The 22,685-nt window shown below is 72.4% G+C and carries 20 protein-coding genes and 2 pseudogenes; 12 read left to right on the top strand and 10 right to left on the bottom strand.

Annotated features, from left to right (window positions below; genetic code table 11):
- Positions 1-8: 8 nt before the first annotated feature.
- Entirely contained in the window at positions 9-749 is a 741-nt protein-coding gene (locus ACFTWP_RS38755; RefSeq protein WP_380269864.1) for a hypothetical protein, read from the bottom strand.
- 157 nt (positions 750-906) lie between these two features.
- Between ACFTWP_RS38755 and ACFTWP_RS38750 the strand changes: the two genes are divergently transcribed.
- Positions 907-1,407: a transposase gene (locus ACFTWP_RS38750; RefSeq protein ID WP_380269866.1), complete on the top strand. Its 501-nt coding sequence runs from the start codon at positions 907-909 to the stop codon at positions 1,405-1,407.
- A gap of 497 nt (positions 1,408-1,904) precedes the next feature.
- Here the strand turns inward: ACFTWP_RS38750 and ACFTWP_RS38745 are convergent, their stop codons facing one another.
- Both ACFTWP_RS38745 and ACFTWP_RS38740 read right to left on the bottom strand, forming a co-directional pair.
- Positions 1,905-2,249 carry an NUDIX domain-containing protein gene (locus ACFTWP_RS38745; RefSeq protein ID WP_380269863.1) on the bottom strand — a complete coding sequence of 115 codons (345 nt, stop codon included), beginning with the start codon at positions 2,247-2,249 and terminating at the stop codon, positions 1,905-1,907.
- Positions 2,250-2,377: 128 nt separating this feature from the next.
- Positions 2,378-2,530: an SDR family oxidoreductase gene (locus ACFTWP_RS38740; protein ID WP_380269862.1), complete on the bottom strand. Its 153-nt coding sequence runs from the start codon at positions 2,528-2,530 to the stop codon at positions 2,378-2,380.
- Between the two features lie 142 nt (positions 2,531-2,672).
- Here ACFTWP_RS38740 and ACFTWP_RS38735 point away from each other — a divergent pair, with 142 nt between their 5' ends.
- The 7 genes and pseudogenes from ACFTWP_RS38735 (at position 2,673) to ACFTWP_RS38705 (ending at position 9,038) form a co-directional block, all read left to right on the top strand.
- On the top strand, positions 2,673-3,011 hold the full coding sequence (locus ACFTWP_RS38735) for an RNA polymerase-binding protein RbpA (protein WP_380269861.1): 339 nt from the start codon (positions 2,673-2,675) through the stop codon (positions 3,009-3,011).
- Between the two features lie 155 nt (positions 3,012-3,166).
- Positions 3,167-3,775, top strand: a pseudogene (locus ACFTWP_RS38730) (hypothetical protein); the annotation flags it as partial.
- A gap of 6 nt (positions 3,776-3,781) precedes the next feature.
- Positions 3,782-5,065: pseudogene (gene rho / locus ACFTWP_RS38725) on the top strand (transcription termination factor Rho); the annotation flags it as partial.
- A gap of 118 nt (positions 5,066-5,183) precedes the next feature.
- Positions 5,184-6,623 (top strand): tetratricopeptide repeat protein, encoded by a 1,440-nt coding sequence (locus tag ACFTWP_RS38720; RefSeq protein ID WP_380269859.1) that lies wholly within the window; start codon positions 5,184-5,186, stop codon positions 6,621-6,623.
- 166 nt (positions 6,624-6,789) lie between these two features.
- Positions 6,790-6,930 carry a hypothetical protein gene (locus ACFTWP_RS38715; protein WP_380269857.1) on the top strand — a complete coding sequence of 47 codons (141 nt, stop codon included), beginning with the start codon at positions 6,790-6,792 and terminating at the stop codon, positions 6,928-6,930.
- Positions 6,931-7,275: 345 nt separating this feature from the next.
- Entirely contained in the window at positions 7,276-7,815 is a 540-nt protein-coding gene (locus ACFTWP_RS38710; protein ID WP_380269856.1) for a SigE family RNA polymerase sigma factor, read from the top strand.
- A 17-nt stretch (positions 7,816-7,832) separates the two neighbouring features.
- A complete protein-coding gene (locus tag ACFTWP_RS38705) occupies positions 7,833-9,038 on the top strand; it encodes an LCP family protein (protein WP_380269855.1) in 1,206 nt (401 codons plus the stop codon).
- A gap of 631 nt (positions 9,039-9,669) precedes the next feature.
- Here the strand turns inward: ACFTWP_RS38705 and ACFTWP_RS38700 are convergent.
- Positions 9,670-10,209: a hypothetical protein gene (locus tag ACFTWP_RS38700; RefSeq protein ID WP_380269854.1), complete on the bottom strand. Its 540-nt coding sequence runs from the start codon at positions 10,207-10,209 to the stop codon at positions 9,670-9,672.
- On the bottom strand, positions 10,206-11,138 hold the full coding sequence (locus ACFTWP_RS38695; RefSeq protein ID WP_380269853.1) for a class I SAM-dependent methyltransferase: 933 nt from the start codon (positions 11,136-11,138) through the stop codon (positions 10,206-10,208). The genes ACFTWP_RS38700 and ACFTWP_RS38695 overlap by 4 nt, the downstream gene beginning before the upstream one ends.
- On the opposite strand from ACFTWP_RS38695, the gene ACFTWP_RS38690 reads away from it, so the two are divergent.
- The gene (locus tag ACFTWP_RS38690) at positions 11,110-11,514 is read left to right on the top strand and encodes a LexA family protein (protein WP_380269852.1); all 405 of its coding nucleotides are present in this window, start codon (positions 11,110-11,112) and stop codon (positions 11,512-11,514) included. The two genes, ACFTWP_RS38695 and ACFTWP_RS38690, sit on opposite strands and share 29 nt — an antisense overlap.
- On the opposite strand, the gene ligA is transcribed toward ACFTWP_RS38690, so the two are convergent.
- Positions 11,492-13,525 carry an NAD-dependent DNA ligase LigA gene (gene ligA, locus ACFTWP_RS38685; RefSeq protein WP_380269851.1) on the bottom strand — a complete coding sequence of 678 codons (2,034 nt, stop codon included), beginning with the start codon at positions 13,523-13,525 and terminating at the stop codon, positions 11,492-11,494. The two genes, ACFTWP_RS38690 and ligA, sit on opposite strands and share 23 nt — an antisense overlap.
- Positions 13,526-13,908: 383 nt before the next feature.
- Entirely contained in the window at positions 13,909-15,453 is a 1,545-nt protein-coding gene (locus ACFTWP_RS38680; RefSeq protein ID WP_380269850.1) for an MFS transporter, read from the bottom strand.
- A 72-nt stretch (positions 15,454-15,525) separates the two neighbouring features.
- Here ACFTWP_RS38680 and ACFTWP_RS38675 point away from each other — a divergent pair, with 72 nt between their 5' ends.
- Positions 15,526-16,575, top strand: a complete 1,050-nt coding sequence (locus ACFTWP_RS38675; RefSeq protein ID WP_380269849.1) for an Lrp/AsnC family transcriptional regulator — start codon at positions 15,526-15,528, stop codon at positions 16,573-16,575.
- A gap of 841 nt (positions 16,576-17,416) precedes the next feature.
- Positions 17,417-18,544 carry a nucleotide disphospho-sugar-binding domain-containing protein gene (locus ACFTWP_RS38670; RefSeq protein WP_380269848.1) on the top strand — a complete coding sequence of 376 codons (1,128 nt, stop codon included), beginning with the start codon at positions 17,417-17,419 and terminating at the stop codon, positions 18,542-18,544.
- Positions 18,545-19,110: 566 nt separating this feature from the next.
- Here the strand turns inward: ACFTWP_RS38670 and ACFTWP_RS38665 are convergent.
- Positions 19,111-20,103, bottom strand: coding sequence for a methyltransferase domain-containing protein (locus ACFTWP_RS38665; protein ID WP_380269847.1), 993 nt, complete (start codon positions 20,101-20,103; stop codon positions 19,111-19,113).
- A gap of 27 nt (positions 20,104-20,130) precedes the next feature.
- Entirely contained in the window at positions 20,131-20,268 is a 138-nt protein-coding gene (locus ACFTWP_RS38660) for a hypothetical protein (RefSeq protein ID WP_380269846.1), read from the bottom strand.
- Positions 20,269-20,577: 309 nt separating this feature from the next.
- Here ACFTWP_RS38660 and ACFTWP_RS38655 point away from each other — a divergent pair, with 309 nt between their 5' ends.
- A complete protein-coding gene (locus tag ACFTWP_RS38655; RefSeq protein WP_380269845.1) occupies positions 20,578-21,315 on the top strand; it encodes a VOC family protein in 738 nt (245 codons plus the stop codon).
- 847 nt (positions 21,316-22,162) lie between these two features.
- Here the strand turns inward: ACFTWP_RS38655 and ACFTWP_RS38650 are convergent.
- Entirely contained in the window at positions 22,163-22,408 is a 246-nt protein-coding gene (locus tag ACFTWP_RS38650; protein ID WP_380269844.1) for a hypothetical protein, read from the bottom strand.
- Between the last annotated feature and the right edge of the window lie 277 nt (positions 22,409-22,685).

The raw sequence follows: 22,685 nt of genomic DNA, 5'->3' as shown, positions 1-22,685 counted from the left end.
CGTGCAGATCAGCAGGTACCGAGGTCCTGCCAGACGCCCCACTGACCGGTGGTGCCGGGCTCCTCGCCCAGCGTCCACCACTTGGCGCTCCACCGGTGGCCCTTCCACGAGACGGTGTTGCCACCGGTGTAGACCTGTGTGCCGCCCCAGGAGGGGGTGGAGCACGCCGGGGCGGTACCGGTCACGGTGAGCGTGTAGGTCGCGGAGGACGTGGCCGCGGTGCCGCTCAGCGTGCCCTTGACCGTCAGCGTGTAGGTGCCGGGGACGACCGTGGACACGGTCGACACCGACAGGGCGGCGCTGGAACTCCCGTTGACCGAGGACGGGCTGACCGAGGCGGTGACCCCCGCAGGAACGCCGCTGACCGTCATCGCGATGGACGTGTTCGAGCCGTTGTTGATGATGGCCGTACTCACGGTCGCGGTGGTCGACGACCCGGCGGTCACCGTGCCCGAAGACGGGCTGACCTGCACCTGGATGGCGGGCACCTGGACACTCGACGCGGAGGGCGACGGGGAGGAGGCGGCGGCTTGGAGGAAGGCCATCGTCGGGTACTTGTCACCCGACTGCGAAGCGAGCTCGGACAGGCTGTCGTCGGCCTGGGCCTCGACGTACGGGGTGAAGACCTGGGCGGGCAGTGGGGTGCCCGCCGCGTGGACGGTGCCGGTGAGCGCCACGCCGGCGATGGCGGCGGCGGTGACGGCTCCGGCGAGCAGGGCTCGGAGTGGTGCGCGAACGGGTCCGGCCATGGACCGCGCTCCCTTCGAAGGTGGGGGACTTCGGCGACCTGAAGCACTCTGGCCTGGGACCAATACTGGTGGTCTGGACCACCCGACTGTCAAGTGTCCTTACCAAGCTCGTGGGTTCAGCGGTTCCGCCGCATGAGCCACAGCAGCTCCAGAGTTCCTGCGGGCCGCGTCCCGCGTCGACTGGAACACCCGCCAGGTCACCTGCCCCGAAGGCCGCACCAGCACCGGCTGGTACCCCGTCACCCAGCACGGTCACGACGCCATCGTGATCGCCTTCGCCGGCACCGACTGCCGCCCCTGCCCCTCCCGCGAACGCTGCACCACCGCGACCCGCGGTACCCGCATGCTCGCCCTGCGGCCCCGCGAGGTCCACGAACATGTCGCCGCCGCCCGTGCCGAACAGGCCACCGACGCCTGGCAGGCCACGTACGCCCTGCGCGCCGGCGTCGAGGGCACCATCAACCAGGCACTCGACATCACCGGCCTACGCCGGGCCCGCTACCGCGGCCTGCCCAAGGTCACCCTCCAGCACGCCTTCTCCGCCACCGCGATCAACATCATCCGACTCGACGCCCACTGGACCAGCCGACGACCCGATCAACCCCGCAAGCCCCGGACAAGCCGACTGTCCCGCCTCGCCTGCCAACTCACCGCATAGCCCCGGCCGAAATGCGCAACGGAGTCGAGGGTGGGGAGGAACGCCCGGTGGTGTACGTGAGCCTCGACGGTGAAGCCGGCCCGCTCGCCCATGGACACGGAGGAGCCTGCGGTTCCTCCGGTGGAGCGAATAGCGGCCTTTCGTCTCCGCCCTCCTGGAACGGTGGCCCGAGGACGAGTACGACACGTCGCCTTGGTCGACCGGTCCGCTGATCAGTGAGGCCCGTGGGCCGCTGATCTACCTCCCCATGCGCTGGAGTATTTCGGTGGAGGCATCCGCCTACGCGGCGGAAGTCGCTTTGTCGACGGGCCTCAACTGCTTCGACCCGCAGGCGCGGCAACTGCGGCCGTGACGATCACGTAGGAGCGGTCAGACCTCCCCTGACCTGCGTCGACCAGATTGCTTCCCGGCCGCGCTGGGGCGTCTCAGTTGATGTGGTCGCGCAGGTCACGGCCCTACACGCAGATCAGATCATCTGAACTTCCGGAGCAAGAGCTTCAGGGCTGTGCGACGGGGATGAGGTCGCCGGTGTTGATCGCGTTCAGCAGCGCGTCTTTGATCTGGGGCGGCATCAGGTTCAGCGCGTCGACGGCCTCGGTGGTGAGCGGGACTTCCTTGAGCAGGTACTCGCCTCGGTCGTCACGCTGGAACTCGGGGCCGGTGCGGTTGTCGAAGTTCCAGGTGGCGATCCGGGCGGTGTAGAAGTGCTCGACCTCGCCCTTGTCGTTCGTCAGCTGCCGGAACGGGCGCAGGTCGGTGGCCTCGCCGGCGATCTCCTCGCGGATCTCGCGCAGCAGGGCGGCCTCCAGGTCGGCGTCGTCGTCCTCGACCCCGCCGCCCACGAGCACCTGGTACGGGGGGGATGCCGGGCCGGATGCGGGTGATCACCAGCATGGTGCCTGCGTCGGTGAACAGGACGGCGCGGACGCGTTCCTTCATGGGTGCTCTCCCCGGTGGTGGTCGGTCGCGATCAGTGGGGCATCCAGCCGCCGTCGATGTGCAACGACTGGGCGCTGATGAAGGATGCGACGGGACTGGTGAGGAAGGCAATGGCGGCGGCGACGTCCTCCGCCTGGCCCCGGCGGGGGACGCACTGCCGGGTCTTTCCGGCGATGGCCAGCATCTTTCTGCCTCCCGCCACCCGCGCCACCGGCCCTGAGCAGAGCGATCTGCGGAGGCCGTGACGGCGTTGCGGGAGGGTGGCCGTACGCTGGGCCTCCCCATGCACATCCGAGGCGTGGACATCATGGCCGAGGAGAGCGATCGTGGCGCAGGGACGTAGTGGTATCAGGGGCTCCCGCATCGGTGCAGGGCCGATGGGGGAGTCCGAGCGTGGCGACTTCGCCCCTCGCAGAGCGGTGTCGTTCTGGTGCGGTAACGGCCACCACACCCAGCCCAGCTTCGCTCTCGAGGCCGTGGCCCCGGAGACCTGGGACTGTCCCAAGTGCGGCCTGCCCGCCGGCCCCGATCCCGACCAGGCCCCTGTCGCCGCGGGCAACGCCCCCTACAGGACGCACCTGGGCTACGTCCGGCAACGCCGGAGCCAGGAAGACGGCGAGATCCTGCTCAACGAAGCACTGGCCAAGCTGCGCGGGACCATCTGACCGCGTCGGGACGGCTCCGCGGCGGGCGAGTTGCGCACTGCCCTCCGGCGGGCCCTGACGATCAGGGCGTTGGCGAACTCGCTGCACTCACCCCCGAAGCGGACGGCATCCGCAGCGCGCCCCGAGCGTCCACCAGCTCAGCGTCAACCCGCTCGATGACTGGCCGCGCCGCATCGAGCGGGTTCGCCGACCAGGCCCGCGCCCGGTTCGGGGCAGCGAGCATCGGCCCCGCCTCCCGGTACGGCGCGGCGCGGCGCTCGCACCTGCCTCGTCGAGCGCCGCGCTCGTCGTCTCCGCGGCCCACTCCCGCCGAATCCCATGGGCGCGATCGACGGGCTCTGCTACCATGGTCGGCAACGGAGCACTCCACTCCCTCCCGCGAACTGATCGCGGTCGAGAAAACGGCAGTCGCACTTGCTGCCAGCGGAGACCGCACCGCAGATCACGGCGACACCAGCTTTCGGCGTCGCACCATGCACAGGCCCAGGTTGCGTGCCGCAACCGCGCCGACCATGCCGCAGCCGGCCCTGCCGGGACACCACCGCGTTCCCGCGCGCCTCGAGCTGCACGGCCCACCTGGTGCTGCCGCCCTTCGACACCACCTCCAGGGGGAGGACCCTCTCATGAGCACTGCAACCGAACCGTCAACCACATCCCGAACCGCCCTGCGCGAACCGGCCGCCGGCCACCCCGCGCTGGACGGCCTGCTGCGCGCCGAGCTCCACCAACTCGCCTCCACCCTCGGCGTCCCAGGGGCCGCGCGGCTTCGCAAGGGCGAGCTCGTCGATGCGATCACCGCCAAACGCGCCACCGCCCCTCCGGCCACGAACCCCCGACCCGCCAGCGCCGCCGGCGCCCGCACCTCACCGGACGTACCGTCACAGCGGACAGCAGCCGGCCGCCGCTCGCACCAGGCCACATCCACCCCGAAGAGCGACCTCGTTCCGGCCGCCGGCGTCCTGGACATCCGCAACGACCACGCCTTCCTGCGCACCTCCGGCTACCAGGCCGGGCCGGACGACCTGTACGTGTCCATGGCCCAGGTGCGCACCTTCGGCCTGCGCCCCGGCGACGTACTGACCGGAGCGACCCGCGCCCCGGGCAACGGCGACCGCCGCCCCGCCCTGGCCCACATCGACACCGTCAACGGCCGAGCCACCGACCAGGCCCACGACCGGCCCGAGTTCACCAAGCTGACGCCGCTCTACCCGCAGGAGCAGCTGCACCTGGAAACCGCCCCGGGGCAGCTGAACGGCCGCATCATCGACCTGGTCGCCCCGATCGGCAAGGGCCAACGCGCTCTGATCGTCGCCCCGCCGAAGACCGGCAAGACAATGATCATGCAGGCCATCGCGGACGCGATCACCCGCAACCACCCCGAGGCCCACCTGATGGTCGTCCTCGTCGACGAGCGCCCGGAGGAGGTCACCGACATGCAGCGCTCGGTCAAGGGCGAGGTCATCGCCTCGACCTTCGACCGGCCCGCCCGCGACCACATCACCGTCGCCGAACTCGCCATCGAGCGCGCCAAGCGCCTGGTGGAACTCGGTCACGACGTGGTCGTGCTGCTCGACTCGATCACCCGGCTCGCCCGCGCCTACAACACCGCAGCCCCCGCCTCCGGCCGCACCCTCACCGGCGGCCTCGACTCCGCGGCGATCTACCAGCCGAAGAAGTTCTTCGGCGCCGCCCGCAACATCGAGAACGGCGGCTCCCTCACCATCGTGGCCACCGCCCTGGTCGACACCGGCTCCCGCATGGACGACCTGATCTTCGAAGAGTTCAAGAGCACCGGCAACATGGAGCTGCGCCTGGACCGCAGGCTCGCGGACAAGCGCATCTTCCCCGCCGTCGACGTCCAGGCCTCCGGCACCCGCCGCGAGGAACTCCTCCTCGGCCCCGCCCGCACCTCCGCCGCCTGGACACTGCGTCGCGTGCTCAACGGCCTGGACACCCAGCAGGCGATGGAACTGCTCCAGGACCGGCTGAAGAAGACCCTGAGCAACACAGAGTTCCTCCGCCAGGTCACCGCGACCCGGCTCAACACCGGCTGACCCGTCTCACCGAAGTTTGACCGGTCTCAGTGGACTTCGACCGGTGGCGGGATGGCGTTGTGGGCATCCCGGCTTCGGTTGGGCGGAGGCTGTCGGTGGCGGTTCGTAGGGTGCCCGTGTGAACATCGATGATCTTTCTTGGCAGGCGCGCCACCACGGTGGCGTCTACCCGCGGATGGTGCGGACCCTCCTCGACCTGGGGCAGTTGGAACTGCTGATCCGGGCGGCGCGGGAGCGCGGGGACTGGAACTGCGCGGAGGCAGCGGCCCGGGAGTTGTGCGCGGCCGGCGAGTTCGATCGGGCGCTGGCGCTGGTGGGCCCGTTCGCGGAGATCGGCTGGCGGGCCGCCGAGTGGGTCACCGCCGAGATCATGATCCACCAGGGCGAGGGTGACGCGGCGCTCGCGATGGTGCGCCCGGACGAGGTCGAGCTGGGCGACGGCCACGTGTGCGCCCGCTACGCCGAGCTGTTGTCGAAGGCCGGACGGATCGGGGAGGCCGTCGACGTGCTCACGCCCCACATCGGGGAGTACTGGCTTCGCTCCCGCCTGGTCGAGGTGACCGAGGGGCAGGGGTACGACGATCTGGTCCTGGAGGCGCTCACGCGGGAAGCGGAGCGCATGGAGCGTGCGGAGAGCGCGGCGTGCGAGCGGTGTGGTGAATGCTGCGGGACGGGCCGGACGGACCGCTGGGACGTGCTGCTCCTGATCTCCCGGGTGCTGGAGCGGGCCGGGCGTACGGACGAGGCTGTCGAGGTCCTGCGCGCCGAGAGGGCCTCGGGCCGGCGTCATCCCGTCAACTTCCCGGAGTACTACGCGGAGCTCCTTGCCAGGCAGGGCCTGATCGAGGAGTTGGGGGCCCTCGCCGCCGAGGACCACCGCTCCGCCCTCGACGTGTACGCGAAGGCGCTGGAGGACGCGGGGCGGGTGGCCGAGGCGGAGACCGTGCTGCGGGAGGGGATCGAGGCTCATGACCATCCGAAGGATCGGGCGGCGCTGATGCGCCTCCTCGTCCGCCAGGGGAGGGTCGACGAGGCCGTCGAGACCGGCCGGCCCACCTACGAGTACTACGACTGCTGGAACTTCCTCCACTGGGCGCTGGACCTGCTCGTCGACGACGGTCGGCCCGACCGGGCACTCGAACTCCTGGACGGGCTCACCGACGAAAACGTCGAGGAGCACCTGGACCAGGTCCGCCGCCTGCGGCTCTGGCTGTTGGGTGTGGCGGGCCGCTGCAAGGAGGGCATCGCGGAGGCCACCGCCCTCAACGAGCGGGAGCCGGGCGAGTGGGACACCGCGCTGGCCCGGCTGCTGGAGCGGGACGGCCGGACGGAAGAAGCCCTCGCACTGCTCCGCTCGTCCACTCACTACCTGGTCCACCACGAGTTGCCCGACATGCTGATCAGGCACGGCCGCCCGGCCGAGGCCCTCGACTCCATCCCCACGATCGCCGAGACGCGCGCGGCCGCCGAACGGCGTGAGCGGGAGACGGCGGAGGAGCGGGAGCAGGACGACCCCTGGGCGGTGACAGGCGAGTTCACCGCAGAGCCCCCGTTCTAGCCAGGGGGCTGCGGTCAAACCTCGCGCGGCCTGGCCGCACGCGGGTACCTCACCCGCTCCGCCGCCGGCAACGAGGCGATGGCCCGGGCCGGAATCACCGCCAAGCCCCGCACCGTCAAAAAATAACTGGATCAAGACCGGAAAAGCGACCCCCGCCAACCGGGACATGGTCGACGCCTGGGACAAAGGCCCGGGCGACCCCGGGGCGGCCGAGATGCTCGACGTCATCTGGGACGAGGTCATCACCGACCTCGGCTCCGACTACGGCGCCCGCACCTGCGTCACCCACATCGGATTCGCCGCCTGAGCGGGTACGCCACGCCAAGCGCTACCCGGCCAAGGACCGCGCCGCCTGAGCACCGGTGGCCGGTGCCTGTCGCCCCCTGTCGCGTGCTATGACCTACGGGGATGGCCACATACCCCCGTGTGTGGCCGGGTCGCGACAGCCCGGTACGACAGGGGCGTCCTGCGGTGCCGGCCAACGGGTCGGTGGCCGCAGACCCGCGCCCCGGCCGTCGCTCCGGTGACCGGCGGTGGCCGCCTGCCCACTACCGGACAGCCGAACGTCACGGCCCGTCGAAATTTGGTGTGAAACATTCGGGTGCCCTCGTGTCGTCATAGGGCGGATACCGCGAGGGGACAGGAGAACACAGTGGGCACAGCTCGACAGCGGGCGGCCTCGGAGGAGGAGTTCGTCGCGTTCGCGACGGCCCGCAGCGGGCAGCTCTACCGGTCGGCGTACTTCCTCACCGGGGGCGACGCGCACCTGGCCGAGGACCTGGTGCAGGACACACTGGGCCAGATGTACACGCAGTGGCACCGGCTGCAGCGGCCGAGCTGGGCCGGGCGGATCGACAACCCGGCCGGCTACGCCCGGACCGTGCTGGTCCGGGCCTACCTGTCGCACCACCGCAGGCGCAGCAATGGCGAGCGGCCCAGCCAGGTGCTGCCGGAGGTGCCGGCACTCGAGCAGGACGCGGCGCTGCGGCTGGCGTTGGTCGGCGCCCTGGCCCGGCTTCCGCCGCGCGACCGGGCGGTGGTGGTGCTCCGTTACTGGGAGGACCGGAGCGTGGAGGAGACGGCGGCGATTGTCAAGGACAGCTCGGCGGCGGTGCGGACCAGGTGCACCCGGGCGCTGGCCCGGCTGCGGTCCCTCCTGGGGGCCGACCTGGCGGAGCTGGTGGCACGGTGAGCGGGCGGGACGGGTCGGTGGACGGGGTCTTCGGTGATGGGAGTGGCGAAGTGAGCGGCGGGGACGAAGAGTTCGAAGTTCGGTTGAGCACGACCTTCGGACGGGCTGCCGAGGGTCTCGGGGTGGCCGCGGCCGCCCGGCTGGTCGACGGCGGTTTGGAGGCCGGACGGCGGCGCCGGCGCCGGCGGCGGACGGTCATGCTGGTCGGCGCGTTGACCTTGGCCGTTGCGGTGGGGGCGAGCGCGCTGACCCTTCCGTCGGGGCTGCCGGGGCGGTCCTCCGGCGCGCTGGAGGCGGCTTCCTCGGGCGCGCCCGCGCCGCTCGAGCGTGGGGTGACCATCCTGCTGATCGGTCTGGAAGCCACCACCGACGCCCAGAACCGGCCGGCGCCTGCGGAACTGCGGCGCGGGGAGCTGCACGCCGGGGCAGCAGACGTGGACGTCGCGGACACCCTGGTGCTGGTGCACATCCCGGCCGGAGGCGGGACGGCGCGTCAGCTGTCGATTCCCCGGGATGTGCTGGTCGACGCGGCCGGCGGCGGTGCCAAGGTGGCCATCAGACAGGTGTATGCGCTGGCCGAGGCTGCGGAGACGACACGCTCTCAGGGGCAGGGGGTTTCCGGAGCCGAGCTGCGATGGCGCGGCCGGGAGGCCGGCCGCGCCGCGCTGATCCGGTCCGTTCAAGAGCTGGCAGGGGTGCCGGTGGACCACTTCGCAGAGGTCACGATGACCGGGTTCTACCGGGCCGCGCAAGCCGTTGGCACAGTGCCGGTCTGTCTGAACCACGCGGTGGACGACGAGCTCAGCGGAGCGAGCCTGCCCGCCGGCCGGTCCGAGCTCGGCCCCACGCAGGCGCTGGCGTTCGTACGGCAGCGGCACGGAGTGGGTGACGGGTCGGACCTGCAGCGCACGCGTCGGGCGCAGGCGTTCCTCGCCGGCATGTTGCAGAAGTTGCGTGCCGGCGGGGTGATGGCGGACGCCGGCAAGCTCGGGGCGCTGTACGACGCGCTGAAGGAGGACCTGGTGGTTGACAAGGGGTGGAACCCGGTCGACTTCGTCCGCCAGGTGCCCGCCTTCGCACAGGGGCGAGCGGCGACCTCGGAGCTGCCCGTGCAGTCCAAGGGGGCGCTGCTGCTGGCGGAGCCGGGCAAGGCGAAGGAGATTCTGGCCGGTGAGGGGACGAGTGCAGCACCGGCTGTGAACGAGGTGCCTTGCGTCGACTGAGCAGGCACGCGAGCTGATTTCCCATTCGTCGCCGCGACGACGTGCCCGGCGGATCCGAGGACTGGCGGGCTGACCGCATCTTCGGAAACTGCTGGCGGCCGCCACCACATGGTGACGGCCGCCACGATGCCGACGACCACCTGCGCCAGGTTTCCGGGCTGGCTGGAGCGCACCCGTCATGGTCGCGCGGCTGACGCCGGCCTCGCGCCAGAGGTCGTTCTTCGTGAGCTTGGCGTCGTTGCGCTCGGCCAGGAGCCGTTCCATCGCGGCCCGCAGGGCATCGCGGGGCGATGCTCACTGGTCCGCCTTCGCGAGCACGAGGTCGACCTCGGCGAGCTGCTGCGTCAGGTGCCCGCGGCGGCCGGCGGGCAGGCGCGGGCCGGCGAGGAGTGCGGTGAGGGCACACGGTGCTGCTGCCCCAACGCTGGTTGGCCCGGTCGATGACCGGCGCCGGCCTGGTGTCGACGTACATGTGCAGTGCAGGCGCGCCACTTGGCACAGGCGAACGTGCACCAGTCTCGGTGTCCGGAGCGCAGCCGATTCCTTGGCTTGATGCCCTGTTCCAGGGCTGGTGCCGGGTCGGTCGGTTGAGCGACCCCACCACCGAGGTGCCGAGGTGGCGATGCGCGCGTCAGTGCTCGGCGGCAACGCCGTCGGGTGCGGCGCGGCCCGGGCGGTACCAGTGCCGGTGGACGAGGGGTTCGACGGACAGCACCGCTGCGCCCGCCACCGTTCCGATCAGGAGGGAGGCCCAGCCGCCGGCCAGGAGCGCGCCGAGGCATGCGGCGGCGATGGCCAGGGGACGTAGGAGGGTGAGCGGGCCCAGCCCGACGACCATGGCGAGCGTGCTGGCGCGGAACGGCAGCAGGAAGTAGGCGGCGAGCGAGAGCAGGACGGCGGTGGCGTAGAGGGCGAGCGGGAGCAGGTAGCCCAGGCCGCCGGCGGTCAGTGCGGCGTAGGCGCGGTGCGGGTCGGCGGCGGTGAGCAGCAGGACGACGGCGGTCAGTGCGGGGGCGAGCAGCAGGACGGTGCCGACGGCCAGTCCGCGCAGTGCGGCGCGCAGGTTGGCCCGGTGTTTGCGGATGCGGGCGTCGCGGCCGGCATAGGCACGGAAGCCGCTGAATGCCGCGTCGACCACGCCGAGTGCAGCCAGGGGCAGGGCGGGCGTCACGAGGCGGCCCGTACGAGGTGCTCGGGGCCCAGGAGTCGACGGGAGGAGCGGCCGAGGGCCTGGCGCAGGGGTGCTTCCAGGTGCGGGCGCAGGCCGAGGACCGGGCGCAGGGTGGTGCAGAAGGGGTTGGCGACGTGCCTTGGCTCGTAGAGCAGGGGTCGCATGCCCGAGGCTGCGGCGGCCTGCAGCAGGGTCTGGTCGTTGTGGGCCCGCCGGGCGGAGGCGACGCCGTCGTGCCGGCCCAGCGGGTGGCGCATCCGGGCGCGGTGGAACATCCACGCGCCGATGGGTGCCAGGCCGGTCGAGGCGATGTCGTAGTGGCAGAACGCCAGGGCGGGGGAGGCTCCCTGGGCTGCGAAGAAGCCCGCCAGCGCGGGCTCGGGGAAGTGGTGCAGGACGCCGGTGGACACGTACACGGTGGCGGCCTGCGGCAGCGCGAAGGCATCGCCGTGGACGAAGCGGCAGTGCAGCCCCTCGCTCCGGGCCAGGCGCTCCGCCTCTCCGACCAGCGCCGCGTCGAGGTCGACCCCGACCAGTTCGATGTCCGGGGCAAGGGCGCCGGTGGCCGCCAGCCACCGGACCAGGTAGCCCAGCCCGCAGCCCACGTCGACCAGGCGGTAGGGCCCCGGCGCACCGGTTGCCCGGATCGCGGTGAACAGCGGGCCGAGCAGGTGGACGAGGCGCTCGCCGATGCGCAGTTCCTCGCTCAGGCGCTGGAGCTCGGTGTGCACACTGATCAGCAACCGGTCCACGGCACCCGCGTCCAGTACTCCGTCCTGGCCGGCAGGCAGCCCCGCCACGATCCCGGCGGCCCGCCGGTCGCCGTTCTCGCGCAGCAGCTCGACGACCTCGGCACGCCGTACCGGCAATCGCCGGCCGGTGGCCGGGTCGACTGCGGTGATGAGGTCGGAGATCTCAAGCGGAGGCACGCGGAGTACTGTACGACGCCGCGACAAGGCCCACCGTTCCCCACCGAACCCGGCGTCCGTGGACCTGTCCGTACTCGGGCGGATCGCGGCCGGCGCCCCGATCGTCGCCGAGCAGGAGGTCGAGGACGTCTTCACCCTTCCCCGGCGCCTGGTCGGCGAGGGGGAGCTCTTCAGCCTGGAGGCGCGCGGGGACTCGATGACGGGCGCGTCCATCCTGCCCGGCGTATGTCGACCGAACGTGCGTCGAGTCGGTCTCCGAGTAGTCGACGACGGGCAGGAACGTGAGCCGATCGCTCACCACTGGGCCTCGTCAGCGCGGAGCGGTCACCGACCACTTGCGGTCGGATGGCTGATCAGCGGTGAAGGTAGTCGGTGACCAGCGCGGCGAACTCCTCCGGGGTGAGGATCTGAATGCCGAGGTCTTCGGCCTTGGCGCGCTTGGAGCCGGCCTTCTCGCCGGCGACGAGGAGGGCGGTGCGCTTGGAGACGCTGCTGGAGGCCTTGCCTCCGGCTCGCTCGATCAGCTCGTTCATCTCGTTCCTGGACAGCGAAGCCAGGTCCCCGGTCATGGAACCGGTGACCACCACGCTCTGTCCCGCGAGCGGTCCGGCAACGGCATCCTCACCTGCGTCGCCTACGGCCGGGGTGGCGGGTTCGGTGACGGTGGTGCCGACCTGAGCGGCGATCAGCTTGTCGAGGACCGGGCCGAGATCCGCCAGCTCGTCCACGACCAGGCGGGCCCGCTCCGGACCGACGCCGTCGACCACGGCCAGGGTCTCCACGTCGGCGGCCCGGATGGCGGCCATGCTGCCGAAGTGCGCGGCGATCCGCCGCGACATCGTCCGCCCGGTGCCCCGCACGCCCAGTGCGCAGAACACCCGGTTCAGCGCCGCGCCCCGGGCCTGCTCGATGGCCGCGAGCAGGTTGTCCGCGCTCGTGTCGCCCATCCGCTCCAGGGTCAGGAGCTGCTCCTTGTCGAGGGTGAACAGGTCTGCGATGTCGGAGACGAGGCCGCTGTCGACGAGCTGGACGGCCCGGGTGCGGCCCAGGCCCTCGATGTCGAGCTGGTCACGGCCCGCCGCGTAGATCACCGACGCGACCGCCTGACAGCCACGGCCCCGCACACACCGCCAGCGCTGCCCGGACGTGTCGATCGCATCGCCACAGCGCGGGCACGCCTCGGGGAAGACGATCGGCTTCTCGGCGCCGGTGCGCTGGTCCACCAGCGGGGCTTCCACACGGGGGATCACGTCTCCGGCCCGGTAGACGAACACCTGATCGCCGAGCATCAGGTCCCGCCGGGCGATGTCACCCGGGTTGTGGAGGGTGGCATACGTGACGATCACGCCGTCGATGTTGACCGGCTCCAGAACCGCGCGCGGGGCAATGACGCCGGTCCGACCGACGTTCCACTCCACCTCCAGGAGCCGCGTGACCTTGTGCTCGGCAGGCAGCTTCCGGGCGACCGCCCAGCGCGGTGCGCGGGAACCGTGGCCGGCCTGAAACTGGTCCTCGGGGGAGTCGGCCTTGATGACCACGCCGTCGATCCCGAACGGCAGTGCGCTGCGCAGTGCGGTGATCTCCGCGATCCGCCCGTGGACCTGCTCCAGGCTCTCGCAGCGCAGTGGGGAGGCGGCGGTGCTGGCAGCGGTGTTCGCGCCGAGCGCGGCCAGGGTCTCCAGCAGGGCGCTGTGCCCGAGGCCGTCGAGGCCGATCGCGCTGTAGGCGAAGAAGGTCAGCTCGATGCGGTAGGGGCGGTCCTTCGCACGCAGGGTCCCGGCCGCGCCGCTGCGCGGGTGCGCGAACGGGGCCGCGCCGTGCGCGATCCGGATCTCGTTCGCGGTTTCGAACTGGGCCGTGGTGAGGAGGACCTCGCCGCGCAGTTCGATGTCCAGCGGCTCAGTCAGGGTGGCGGGAAGGCCGAGCACGGCGTCGGCGGCGTGGGTGATGTCCTCACCGGCCAGGCCGTCGCCACGGGTGAGCATCTGCACCAGGCGGCCGCCCTGGTAGCGGGCGGCCACCGCCAGGCCGTCCAGCTTGGGCTCCACACACCAGGCGCCGACCTGGCGACCGAGGCGGCGCTCCAGCCCGGCCGCGAAGTGGGTCAGCTCTTCGTCGTTGAACACGTTGTCGAGCGAGAGCATCGGCACCGAGTGGGGGACATCGCCCACGGCCGCGCCGCCGGCCACCTTGCCGGTGGGGGAGTCGGGGTGCACGTCGTCGGGGTGCTGCTGCTCCCAGGCTTCGATGGCGCGGACCAGAGCGTCGTACTCGTCGTCGCCAAGCGGCGTGGAGCCGTCGCGGTAGTAGTCGCCTGCGGCGCTCACTGCGGTGGCCACGGCAGTGGCGTAGTCAGCGGAAGAGGCCAGGTCAGCGCGGGTTGTCATAGGTACATCATCGCGTCCGGCACTGACATTCGAGCAGGGCTCGCTGCCGCAGGGCCGAGGCGCTGCGGCAGCGGGCCGGTCGGTCGCTGCCAGCCTGCCGTCATCGGGGGCTGTCCGGGCGGTGTAGCACTGACCCGGGCTCGCGTCCCGAGGCGGCGGGCCGACCGGCCCCAGCCGCAGCCCTGACCGGGGGCTCCGGGCCCGGGATCAGCGCAGGGTGGCTTGCCCTTCGGTGTTGCGGGTCGGGCAGGTGATGACCGTTTGCCGCCGCCCTGCCCGTGAGCTTCCCTGCGACCCCACGTCGCTGACCTTGAGAAGCGAGCACTCCCACCTTCCCGGCACACCCAGCTTCGGCGCTCGAGCCGCCCGCCGCCCCACCCCGCCTACGCCCGCGCCCCCACCTCCTCTCCCGCAGGCTCCGCCGCGCGCTCCGCCGCCGGCTCGCGCAGCAGCAGCGCAACCACTGCCCCGCCGACCACGCCCAGCACACCGGCCACGAGGAAGGTCGTGCCCAGCGCGCCGCCGACGGCCGAGTGGATCGCCGCGTCGAGGGTCGCCCGTGAGCCGGCCGGCGCGGCCGCCAGGACCGCGGCGGACCCGCCGCTGGTCACGGCGTGCGCGATCTGCGCGCCGCCCGGCAGGAGGGCGTCGACCCGAGCGCTGAAGATGCTGCCCAGCATGCCGATGCCCGCCGCGAACCCGAGCTGACGTCCCGTGTTCACCGCGCCGGCGGCCATCCCGCCGCGCTCGCGCGGGACCGCGGCCATCGCCGCGGCGACGACCGTCGGGATCGCGATGCCAGCCCCGACCCCGATCACGGCCAGCCCGGGCAGGACCGCGGCCCATCCGGAGCTGCCGTCGAGGCCGAGCATGAGCAGATCGCCGACGCCGATGATCGCCAGGCCGCCGCCGACCGTCCAGCGGGGCGACGCGCCGTGCAGCACGCGACCCAGGCCGCCGGCCACGAAGAAGGCGATCCCGCTCAGCGGCAGCGTCACCAGACCGGCCGAGATCGCGCCGAGGTCGAGCACGGTCTGCAGCCAGATCGACACGTAGATCAGGCCGGCGAAGGCGGAGATCGAGAGCAGCGCCGCGGCGATCAGCACGAGCACGAACGAGCGGCGGCGCAGCATGGCCAGGTCGAGCATCGGCTCGGCCACGCGCCGCTCGATGGCGACGAACGCGCCCAGCGCGGCGACGCAGACGGCCAGCGCCCCGAGCGTCTGCCCGGAGCCCCAGCCCTCCTCGGCGACCCGCACCAGGGCGAAGGTCAGCGCGGCCGCGGCCAGGGTGAAGGCGCCGCCGCCGGCCCAGTCGATCCGCGGGCGCTGCGGCAGGCGCGACTCGCTGAGCGTGCGCCGGGCCATGACGATCGTCGCCAGACCGATCGGGATGTTGACGAAGAAGATCCAGCGCCAGGAGAGGCCCTGGGTGAGCAGGCCGCCCATGATCGGGCCGGCGGCGACCGCGGCACCCGAGGTCGCGCCCCAGATGCCGAAGGCGGTGCCGAGATCACGGCCGTGGTAGGCCGTGTTGAGCAGGGCGATGGTCGTCGCGAGCATCGCCGCGGCGCCCGCGCCCTGCACGAACCGCGCGGCGACCAGCAGCCCGACGGACGGCGCGATGCCGCAGACCAGCGACGCGGCGACGAACACCGCGAGGCCGACGAGGTAGGTGCGGCGACGACCGACGGCGTCGGCGACCGACCCGACGAGGAGCAGGAGCGCGGCGAGGGCGAGCGCGTAGGCGTCGACCACCCACTGCAGGCCGGTGAACGAGGCGTCCAGTGCGGTCGCCATGTCGGGTAGCGCGACGTTCACGATCGAGACGTCCAGGAGCAGCATGAACGTGCCCAGGCAGACCGCCAGCAGCGGTGCCCAGCGTCCGTGCCCGGGCGCGACAGCGGTGGGAGAAGCGGTAGAAGTCATGCGCCGATGGTCTTGCGCACCCCCGGTCGCGACCGAGCGAATCGGCGTTTCGTGTAGAATCCCGCCACAATCATGCCTGCAGAGACGGAAACCATCACCACCGACGCACTGGACCGCCGGATCATGAGCGCCCTCCAGTTCGACGGGCGCGCCTCGTTCCGGCGCATCGCCCAGGCGCTCGGCTCCTCGGAGCAGACGGTCGCCCGCCGCTACCGGCGCCTGCGCGAGGCCGGCATCCTGCGCGTCGTCGTCCTCCCCGACCCGCGCGCGTCGCGCGAGAGCCTGTTCGTCCGCATCCGCACGGCCCCGGGCGCCGCGGAGCCTATCGGCAGCGCGCTCGCCCGCCGGCCCGACGTCTCGTGGGTCACGCTCGCCGCGGCCGGGACCGAGGTGATGTGCGCGCTGCGGGCCGACGACCCGCGCGACCGCGACGAGCTCGTCCTGAAGAACCTCCCGCGCCTGAGCCAGGTCACCGACGTCTCGACAGCCTCGCTGCTGCACGTCTTCGCCGAGACCGGCCTGCAGGAGTGGCAGGGCTTCGACGCGCGCCTGGACGCCCAGGAGATCGCCGCGCTCGGCGCCCGCTCGCGCCGCCACGTCCCCGTGCGCCGAACCGCCGACGAGCCCGGTCTCACCCCCGACGACGACGCGCTCCTGGCCCCGCTCGCCGCCGACGGTCGCATCTCGTACGCGGCGCTGGCCGCCGCCACCGGGCGCAACGAGAGCGCGGTCGCCCGGCGGGTCGAGGCGCTCCTGGAGCGCGGGATGCTCTTCGTCGACGTCGAGGTCGCCTACGCCCTGATCGGGTTCCGCGCGGCCGCGACACTCTGGCTCACCGTCGCCCCGGCCGACATCCACCGGGTCGGCAGCGAGATCGCCCTGCACCCGGAGGTCGGCTTCGTCGGCGCCGTGTCCGGCCCGACCAGTCTCGTCGTCGCCGTCACCTGCCGCGACACCGCCGACCTGTACCGCTACATCACCGAGCGCCTGGCCCCGATCACCGCGATCCGCCAGCACGAGGTCACGGTCACCGTGCGCCACCTCAAGCAGGCGGGCACCGTCATGAACGGCGACCGCCTGCCGCGCCTCTCGCCGTCGGTCGCGCGTCCGGCGGGAGGGTGACGGCCCTGCCGGTCGCCTGGCCCCTTGCGTGACTCAGCCGCTTCCGGCGTCCCACATGCCGCCTGTGGCGTCCGCGGGCGACTCCAGGGCCTGGATGCGGCCGGCCTGTTCGCCGAGCTGTACAAACTCGCGCAAGACCGGTGAGAACCGCTGGTCAGCGCGCTGCAGTGCCCCGGCCCTGGCCGCCGTCCTTTCCCCCGTGGGACGGCGGCCAGGGCCGATTCGTACGCTCGCCGCTGCGCCGGGCGGGCGTGCGGTGGAGGCGTGGCCGGGTGGGCGCGCTGCTGGCACCCGGGGCCCGCCACCGGCTCGCTGCCGGGCCGTCAGACCCCGGCCCCCGACCCGCCCTCGGTGCGGCCGCCAGGCCGGCACCCCACTGCGGCCGCCGGGTCGCCCGCGCTGAAGGACCAGGAGGACCAGGTGGTGGTGCCTGGCCGCAACCCCGGCCCTGCTGTGCCTGGCCGGGCCGCGACAGCCCCCGGTGACAGGGGCGGCGGTGCCCTTCGGGGCGACCGGGCCTTGCGACGGGCGAGATTCGGCCGAGCTCCGACCGCACGGCCGCATCCGGCTCCCGGGTCGGGGGCCCGGGTGGGCCGCGACCCGGGCGGTGACGCGCGCACCCCGGTCCGTCCGGGGCCGTGCGTCCTGCGGACCGCCGCGGCGGCGGGGCCCGAGGAGCAGAACGCGCCCCGTACGGCAAGAGCCGTGGCAGAACGTCCGATTATCGATCGTACCGGGAAGATGTCTGAGGGTTCGTCAGTTAACGGTCCGGAGGCGGCCGTGCGGCTGCCGCTCGATCCCCACGGCGACACACCAGCTGACGATGCACCAGGAGACGACTGTGCGCATACTCTTCACCGGGCCGGCCGCGCCCACCCATGTGTTCCCGATGGTGCCGACCGCGCAGGCCCTGCGCGCCGCCGGGCACGAGGTCCTGTTCGCCGGCCCCAAGCCCGTGGACCAGCTCCGCCAGGCCGGGTTCCCGGTCGTCGAGATCGGCGACGGCCGCCCGCTGCGCGACTCCTTCGATTCCGTCTCCGGTGCGGAGTCCCGATACGCCAGGCCCGACCTGACCCAGGATCAGATCCTCGACCTGGCGGCGGCCGCCTTCGCCCACGCCTCCCGCTCCACCGTGGACGGCCTGCTCGCTGCCGCTGACGCCTGGGACGCCGACCTGCTGGTCCACGACTCCTGCCTGGCGTCCGCCCAACTGGTCGCCGCCAAGCTCAAGATCCCAGCCGCTCTGCACAACTTCGGCTTCAGCTCCGGGCTGGACATGGCGGGCCGCCTCGCCGGCCACTTCACCGACCTCTACGAGACGCACGGCGTGGCCGGCCCGGCCGAGACCACCCCGCTGAACATCGTTCCGGCCTCGCTCGGCGGCGACCCCGGCGGCCTGCGGATGCGCTACCTGCCGTACAACGGCGGCGGCGTGGTCCCCGCCGACCTGCTGGGCCGAAGCGCGCGGCCGAGGGTCGCCGTCACCCTGGGCACCGTGGTTGCCGAGGTGGACGGCGTGGACGCCATCGCCCGGCTGGTTGCAGCCGCTGCCGAGGTCGACGCGGACTTCCTGCTCGCCGTCGGGGGCGCCGACCTGACCCACCTCGGCACCCTTCCGGCCAACGTCAGGGCACTGCCCTGGGTGCCGCTCGCGGAACTGCTGCGGGTGTGTGACGCGGTGGTCCACCACGGCGGGTCCGGCAGTTCCCTCACCGGCCTCCAGGCCGGGATCCCGCAGCTCGTGCTGCCCCAGGGCGCCGACAACTTCATCGTCGCGGACACGCTGGTCTCCACCGGTGCGGGCCTGCGCTCGACCTCCGATGACGTCGATACCACGCTGCTGGCCCGGCTGGTCACCGACCCGGAGCTGCGCGAGGCGGCCGTCCGTCTGCGGGCCGAGAACGAGGCGCTGCCGACGCCCGCCGCGAGCGTGCCCGCGATCGAGGCCCTGGCAGGCGGCCGGCGCTGAGCCGCTCGGCGGGAACCGCCGCCGGTCGGCCCGCCCCGGCCCAGTGCTGGCCGGGCGGCCCGCGGTCGCCTGCCGGTCCGCCGCCCGCCCGCCAGGTCCGCCCGCCGGTCGGGGCCGCTTCGGCGGGTCGTGAGCCGGCCGCCCGCCGCGCTGCCCGCCAGGGCGAACGCCGGGAGTGGCCGGCCCGGGTCCGTTGGTCCCGGCTTGCTCACGGCTTCGGCGCGGGCGGCTGACGGGAGCGTCGGGATGTCCTGTACGGGCCGCTGCTGGATGGGTCGGTGCGGCTTTCACTGACCTGGCCGCACCTGGTGCCGGGTGCCGGGGGCGGGGCAGGTGCCTGTCGCGTGGGGGTGCTGTCGCGTGAGCTTTCCCCTGGGACGTGGACACCGGAGTTTCATGGCGCGCGGCGGCCCGGAGCGCCCGGGCGTCCCCGGCCGGGTGGAGGTCGACGCGATCGCGCACCTGGACGACGAGGGCCGCCGGGCCGTGGACGATTCCCCGCAACGGTTACCGCCCGGGTGCGGGGATCCTTCGGGCCGGGCACCCACGGGCCCACCGCCGGCGGGTCATCCCCGGTCGGCGCCGACCGGCCGGCGGCCGGGGACGGCCGGCCGGCGCGGGCCGGTGTCGGGGTCGTTGAGCCACACGAACTGCCCGTCGGGCCGCACGGTCATCCCGTAGTCGTACGGCGTCGGCCGGTCGGACCGCTCCCAGGCCAGCCAGGCGCTCTCCAGTTCGTCGCCGAGGCCGCGGGGACCGCCCTGGTGAACGGCGCCCGGCCCGGCGGCGGCCGACGACAGGACGGCCCATGAATCGGCGCCGTCGTGCAGCCACGCAGAGGTTCCGTCCTCATCGACCGCTGTGGTGACCCGGACGTCCGCCAGGGCTACCTGCAGCGCGAACCGCAGGTTCCAGTCCTCGCGCAGCGCCGTCAGGTCGCGCTGCAGGCAACTCACGTCCTGCGCTGCGCGCCCGCCCCGGACCTGTCCGAAGCCGGCTCCGGCCGCGGCGCCCGGGTCGATCCGGTCGGGCATGAACTGGGCCAGCCCCTGCATCCAGCCGCTGGCCGAGGCACCGTCGTCGGCGACGGTGAGCGCGACGTGCCCAAGGCGCCCCCAGGGGGCGACGATTCGCCCGCCCGGTGCGCACTGCTCGACCCACGCGAACGGGATCCGCTCGACGGCGTACGTCGCGATCACCCTGTCGAACCGGGTGCCCGGGCTGCCGGCCCTCCCGTTCCCGACCTCGGTGACGACGTCCAGGCCGGCCGCCCGCAGCCTCGCGCGGGCAGCTTCGGCGAGGCCGGCGTCGACCTCGATGGATGTCACCAGCCCGGGCCCGGCCCGCCACGCGGCCAGTGCCGCGTTCCAGCCCGCGCCGGTCCCCAGGTCGAGGACCCGGTGGCCGGGCTCCAACAGGGAGTCCAGCATGTCCACCACGACGGCCTGCGCCGACAGGCTGCACGTGGGCAGGCCGTCGGTCACCTGCGTGACGGCCGCCGCGGCCTGGTCCCGGAACAGCTCACCCGCCCACCCGGCGAAGTCCGAACCCCGGTCCACGGCCGCGTAGGCGCGCCCGTCCCACCGCTACAGCCGCCGCGGCGCGAACGCGTCGCGCGGCAGCGCGGTGACGGCCTCGCGCAGCCACGGCGAGCGCTCGGGCCACGCCCCGCGCTGCTCCATGGCGAGCGCGAGGCCATCGCGGTACTTCTGCAGGTCGGTCACTTCTTGTGTTTGCCGTCGCTCGGCGGCGGGGGCGGGACCTGCCCGTCCGAGTTCCCGGGCGGCGGGTTGCCCTGGCCCGGATCCGGCGGCGGCTTCTCGGGCCGTATCCCCAGGTGGGAGTGCTTTCGGCCCGGGCCTGAGACGGGGCTGGGACACGGCCTCCCGGTCGGCCGTTGACCGTCTCCACTTAGTTTGACCATTCTCAGCGGAGTTTGACGGCGGCCCGGTCGTCTCACCGAACTTTGACAGCGTCTCGGCGAAGTCGACTGCGTATTTTCTGGCGCTGTGCCCGGATCTAGGATTTGCGGCATGGCAACAAGACTCGTGCAGATCAATATGAAGGCCCAGGACGACTCCGTGCTCGGCCGGTTCTGGGCGGAGGCACTCGGCTGGGGTGTTGACAGCGAGGGACCCGGTGTGACGAACCTCGAACCCGTGGGCTTCGACTACCCCGACCCCGCGGCCGTCTGCATCGACATCGTCACCCGCCCCGAACCCAAGACGGTGAAGAACCGGGTGCACCTCGACCTGGCCACCACCTCGGCCGCCCACCAGGCGGAGTTGGTCGCACGTCTGAAGGACCTCGGCGCGACCCTCGCCGACGTGGGCCAGGGCGATGTTCCTTGGACGGTCATGGCCGACCCGGAGGGCAACGAGTTCTGCGTCCTGGAACCCCGCCCCCTCTACCGGGACACCGGGCCGATCGCCGCGGTGGTGGTCGACTGCGCCGACCCGCGCGCGATGGCCCGGTTCTGGGGCGAGGCAACGGACTGGACGGTGCACGAGGTCGCTGGCGACCACGCCTCCCTGCGCTCCGCCCAAGGCGTCGGCCCCTACCTGGAGTTCGTGTGCACTCCCGATACCAAGCGCGGTTGGAATCGCGTTCACCTCGACGTCGCCCCTTACCTCGATGACGACCCGGCGGCAGAGGAATCCCGGCTGCGCGCCTTGGGCGCCACCGACCCTGGCATCGACCAGTCCTCGATCTCATGGAGGATTCTGGTCGACCCGGAGGGCAACGAGTTCTGCCTCCTAAGCCCTCGCTGAGCGCGGGCGACGGCTCCGGCCGGTTCAGGGCTGCGGCGAAGACGGCGTGGAGTGAGTGCAACGACGCCGGGGACGGGGCGGCGTCCCCGGCGACACTCTGTCGCGTGCTCTGTCTCGTGGGGGGTGGTGTTGTGTGGGGTGACGTGGGAGCGAGGTCCGGATCCCCTGTGGCTGGCCGGTCCGCGACAGGCCCGGCGACAGGGGGCCGCGGTGCCCCCTTGGGTGACCGGGCTGCTCCCGGCCCCGGCCCCGCGCCCCGGCTCCGATCGCTGCGCTCCGGCCTCGGCCCGGACTGTTGTGGCCACCTGGGCCGCGCGCGGTGGAGCGCGCTGCGGCTGCGCCTGGTGCCGCTGCGCCTGGCGGCTGGCTCGCCCCGGCCTGGGACGGTACTGGGACAGGTGGGACAGGGGTGTCTCAGTTGTGTCCTACCGGTGTCTCAGCGCGCCGGGTATATCCGTTTCGCTGGGACGGTCTCAGGCCATATTCCCAGGTGGGAGTGTTTTCGGTCCGGGGCTGGGACAGGGTTGGGACACGGCCTCGCGGCAGGTCGCTGACCCGTCTCATCGAACTTTGACGAGTCTCACCGAAGTTTGACCGCCCAGCTCAGCCCCGGTGCACGATGCCGCTGGTGAGCCGAGCATGATTGGTCCGGTGGAGAGTGCAGTTGAGAAGGTCAAGGTCTGGTTCCGGTTCGTCCCGCGTGAGGGCTGGTTCCCGCAGGACATCGAGGGTCTGTGGGCGGCAAGGCTCAGCGCCGACACGGCCGTGATCGAGCAGGCGATCCTGACTGGTGCCGGGGGTGGGCCTACCGGGCCGCTCACCACGGCAAGATGTCGATGCCGCGGGGTCAGGGCGCGAAGTACCAGCAGTACAGCTCGAGGTGCTTCTCCGCACGACTGCTGGCCAGGGCTGACACACGTTCGAGGAGGTCCATCGCGTTGTCCGGCGAGATCTCGTCGTCCGGTTCGGAGGCGGCCTCGGCCCACGCACGAGCCGCGGCTCGGAGCCGCTCCCCTCGCGCAGTGACCAGGGCCGTGCACAACGGCTCAGGGACAGCGAAGACGGTGAACCCGTCATTGGCCATGGGGACCACGTGCCGGAGTGTGCTCTCGGCACCTGTCAGCTGGGCTTCCCACCTCCAGACCGCGTCATCGGGGTAGATGCCGTCGCACCGTACGGCCGGGAAGTCGTGACTACGGCGAGGGCCCACCCGCAGAGCGGAGTCATCGTCTCTTGCAAGGAAGAACTCGCCTACGCGGATCATCCGCCGATCTTCGCAGCCTCCGGGGCAACTCATACGAGCGGCTGGTCTGTAGGGCCATCAGGCACGGCGAGGCGGGTTCCACCAGCCCTCTGAATCGGTCAAGATC

This window comes from Kitasatospora sp. NPDC057015 (genome assembly GCF_042673745.1).
GTDB lineage: Bacteria > Actinomycetota > Actinomycetes > Streptomycetales > Streptomycetaceae > Kitasatospora.
The sequence above is the reverse complement of the archived record's forward strand: the minus strand, read 5'-3'. Positions and strand labels throughout refer to the sequence as shown.

What these genes read in the sequence shown, in the direction of transcription:
- ACFTWP_RS38755 (WP_380269864.1), bottom strand. Translation starts at nt 749, where the DNA reads ATGGCCGGACCCGTTCGCGCACCACTCCGAGCCCTGCTCGCCGGAGCC.
- ACFTWP_RS38740 (WP_380269862.1), bottom strand. Translation starts at nt 2,530, where the DNA reads ATGCTGGCCATCGCCGGAAAGACCCGGCAGTGCGTCCCCCGCCGGGGC.
- ACFTWP_RS38715 (WP_380269857.1), top strand. Translation starts at nt 6,790, where the DNA reads ATGGTCGACGCCTGGGACAAAGGCCCGGGCGACCCCGGGGCGGCCGAG.
- ACFTWP_RS38690 (WP_380269852.1), top strand. Translation starts at nt 11,110, where the DNA reads ATGAGGTCGGAGATCTCAAGCGGAGGCACGCGGAGTACTGTACGACGC.
- ligA (WP_380269851.1), bottom strand. Translation starts at nt 13,525, where the DNA reads ATGACAACCCGCGCTGACCTGGCCTCTTCCGCTGACTACGCCACTGCC.
- ACFTWP_RS38680 (WP_380269850.1), bottom strand. Translation starts at nt 15,453, where the DNA reads ATGACTTCTACCGCTTCTCCCACCGCTGTCGCGCCCGGGCACGGACGC.
- ACFTWP_RS38675 (WP_380269849.1), top strand. Translation starts at nt 15,526, where the DNA reads ATGCCTGCAGAGACGGAAACCATCACCACCGACGCACTGGACCGCCGG.
- ACFTWP_RS38655 (WP_380269845.1), top strand. Translation starts at nt 20,578, where the DNA reads ATGGCAACAAGACTCGTGCAGATCAATATGAAGGCCCAGGACGACTCC.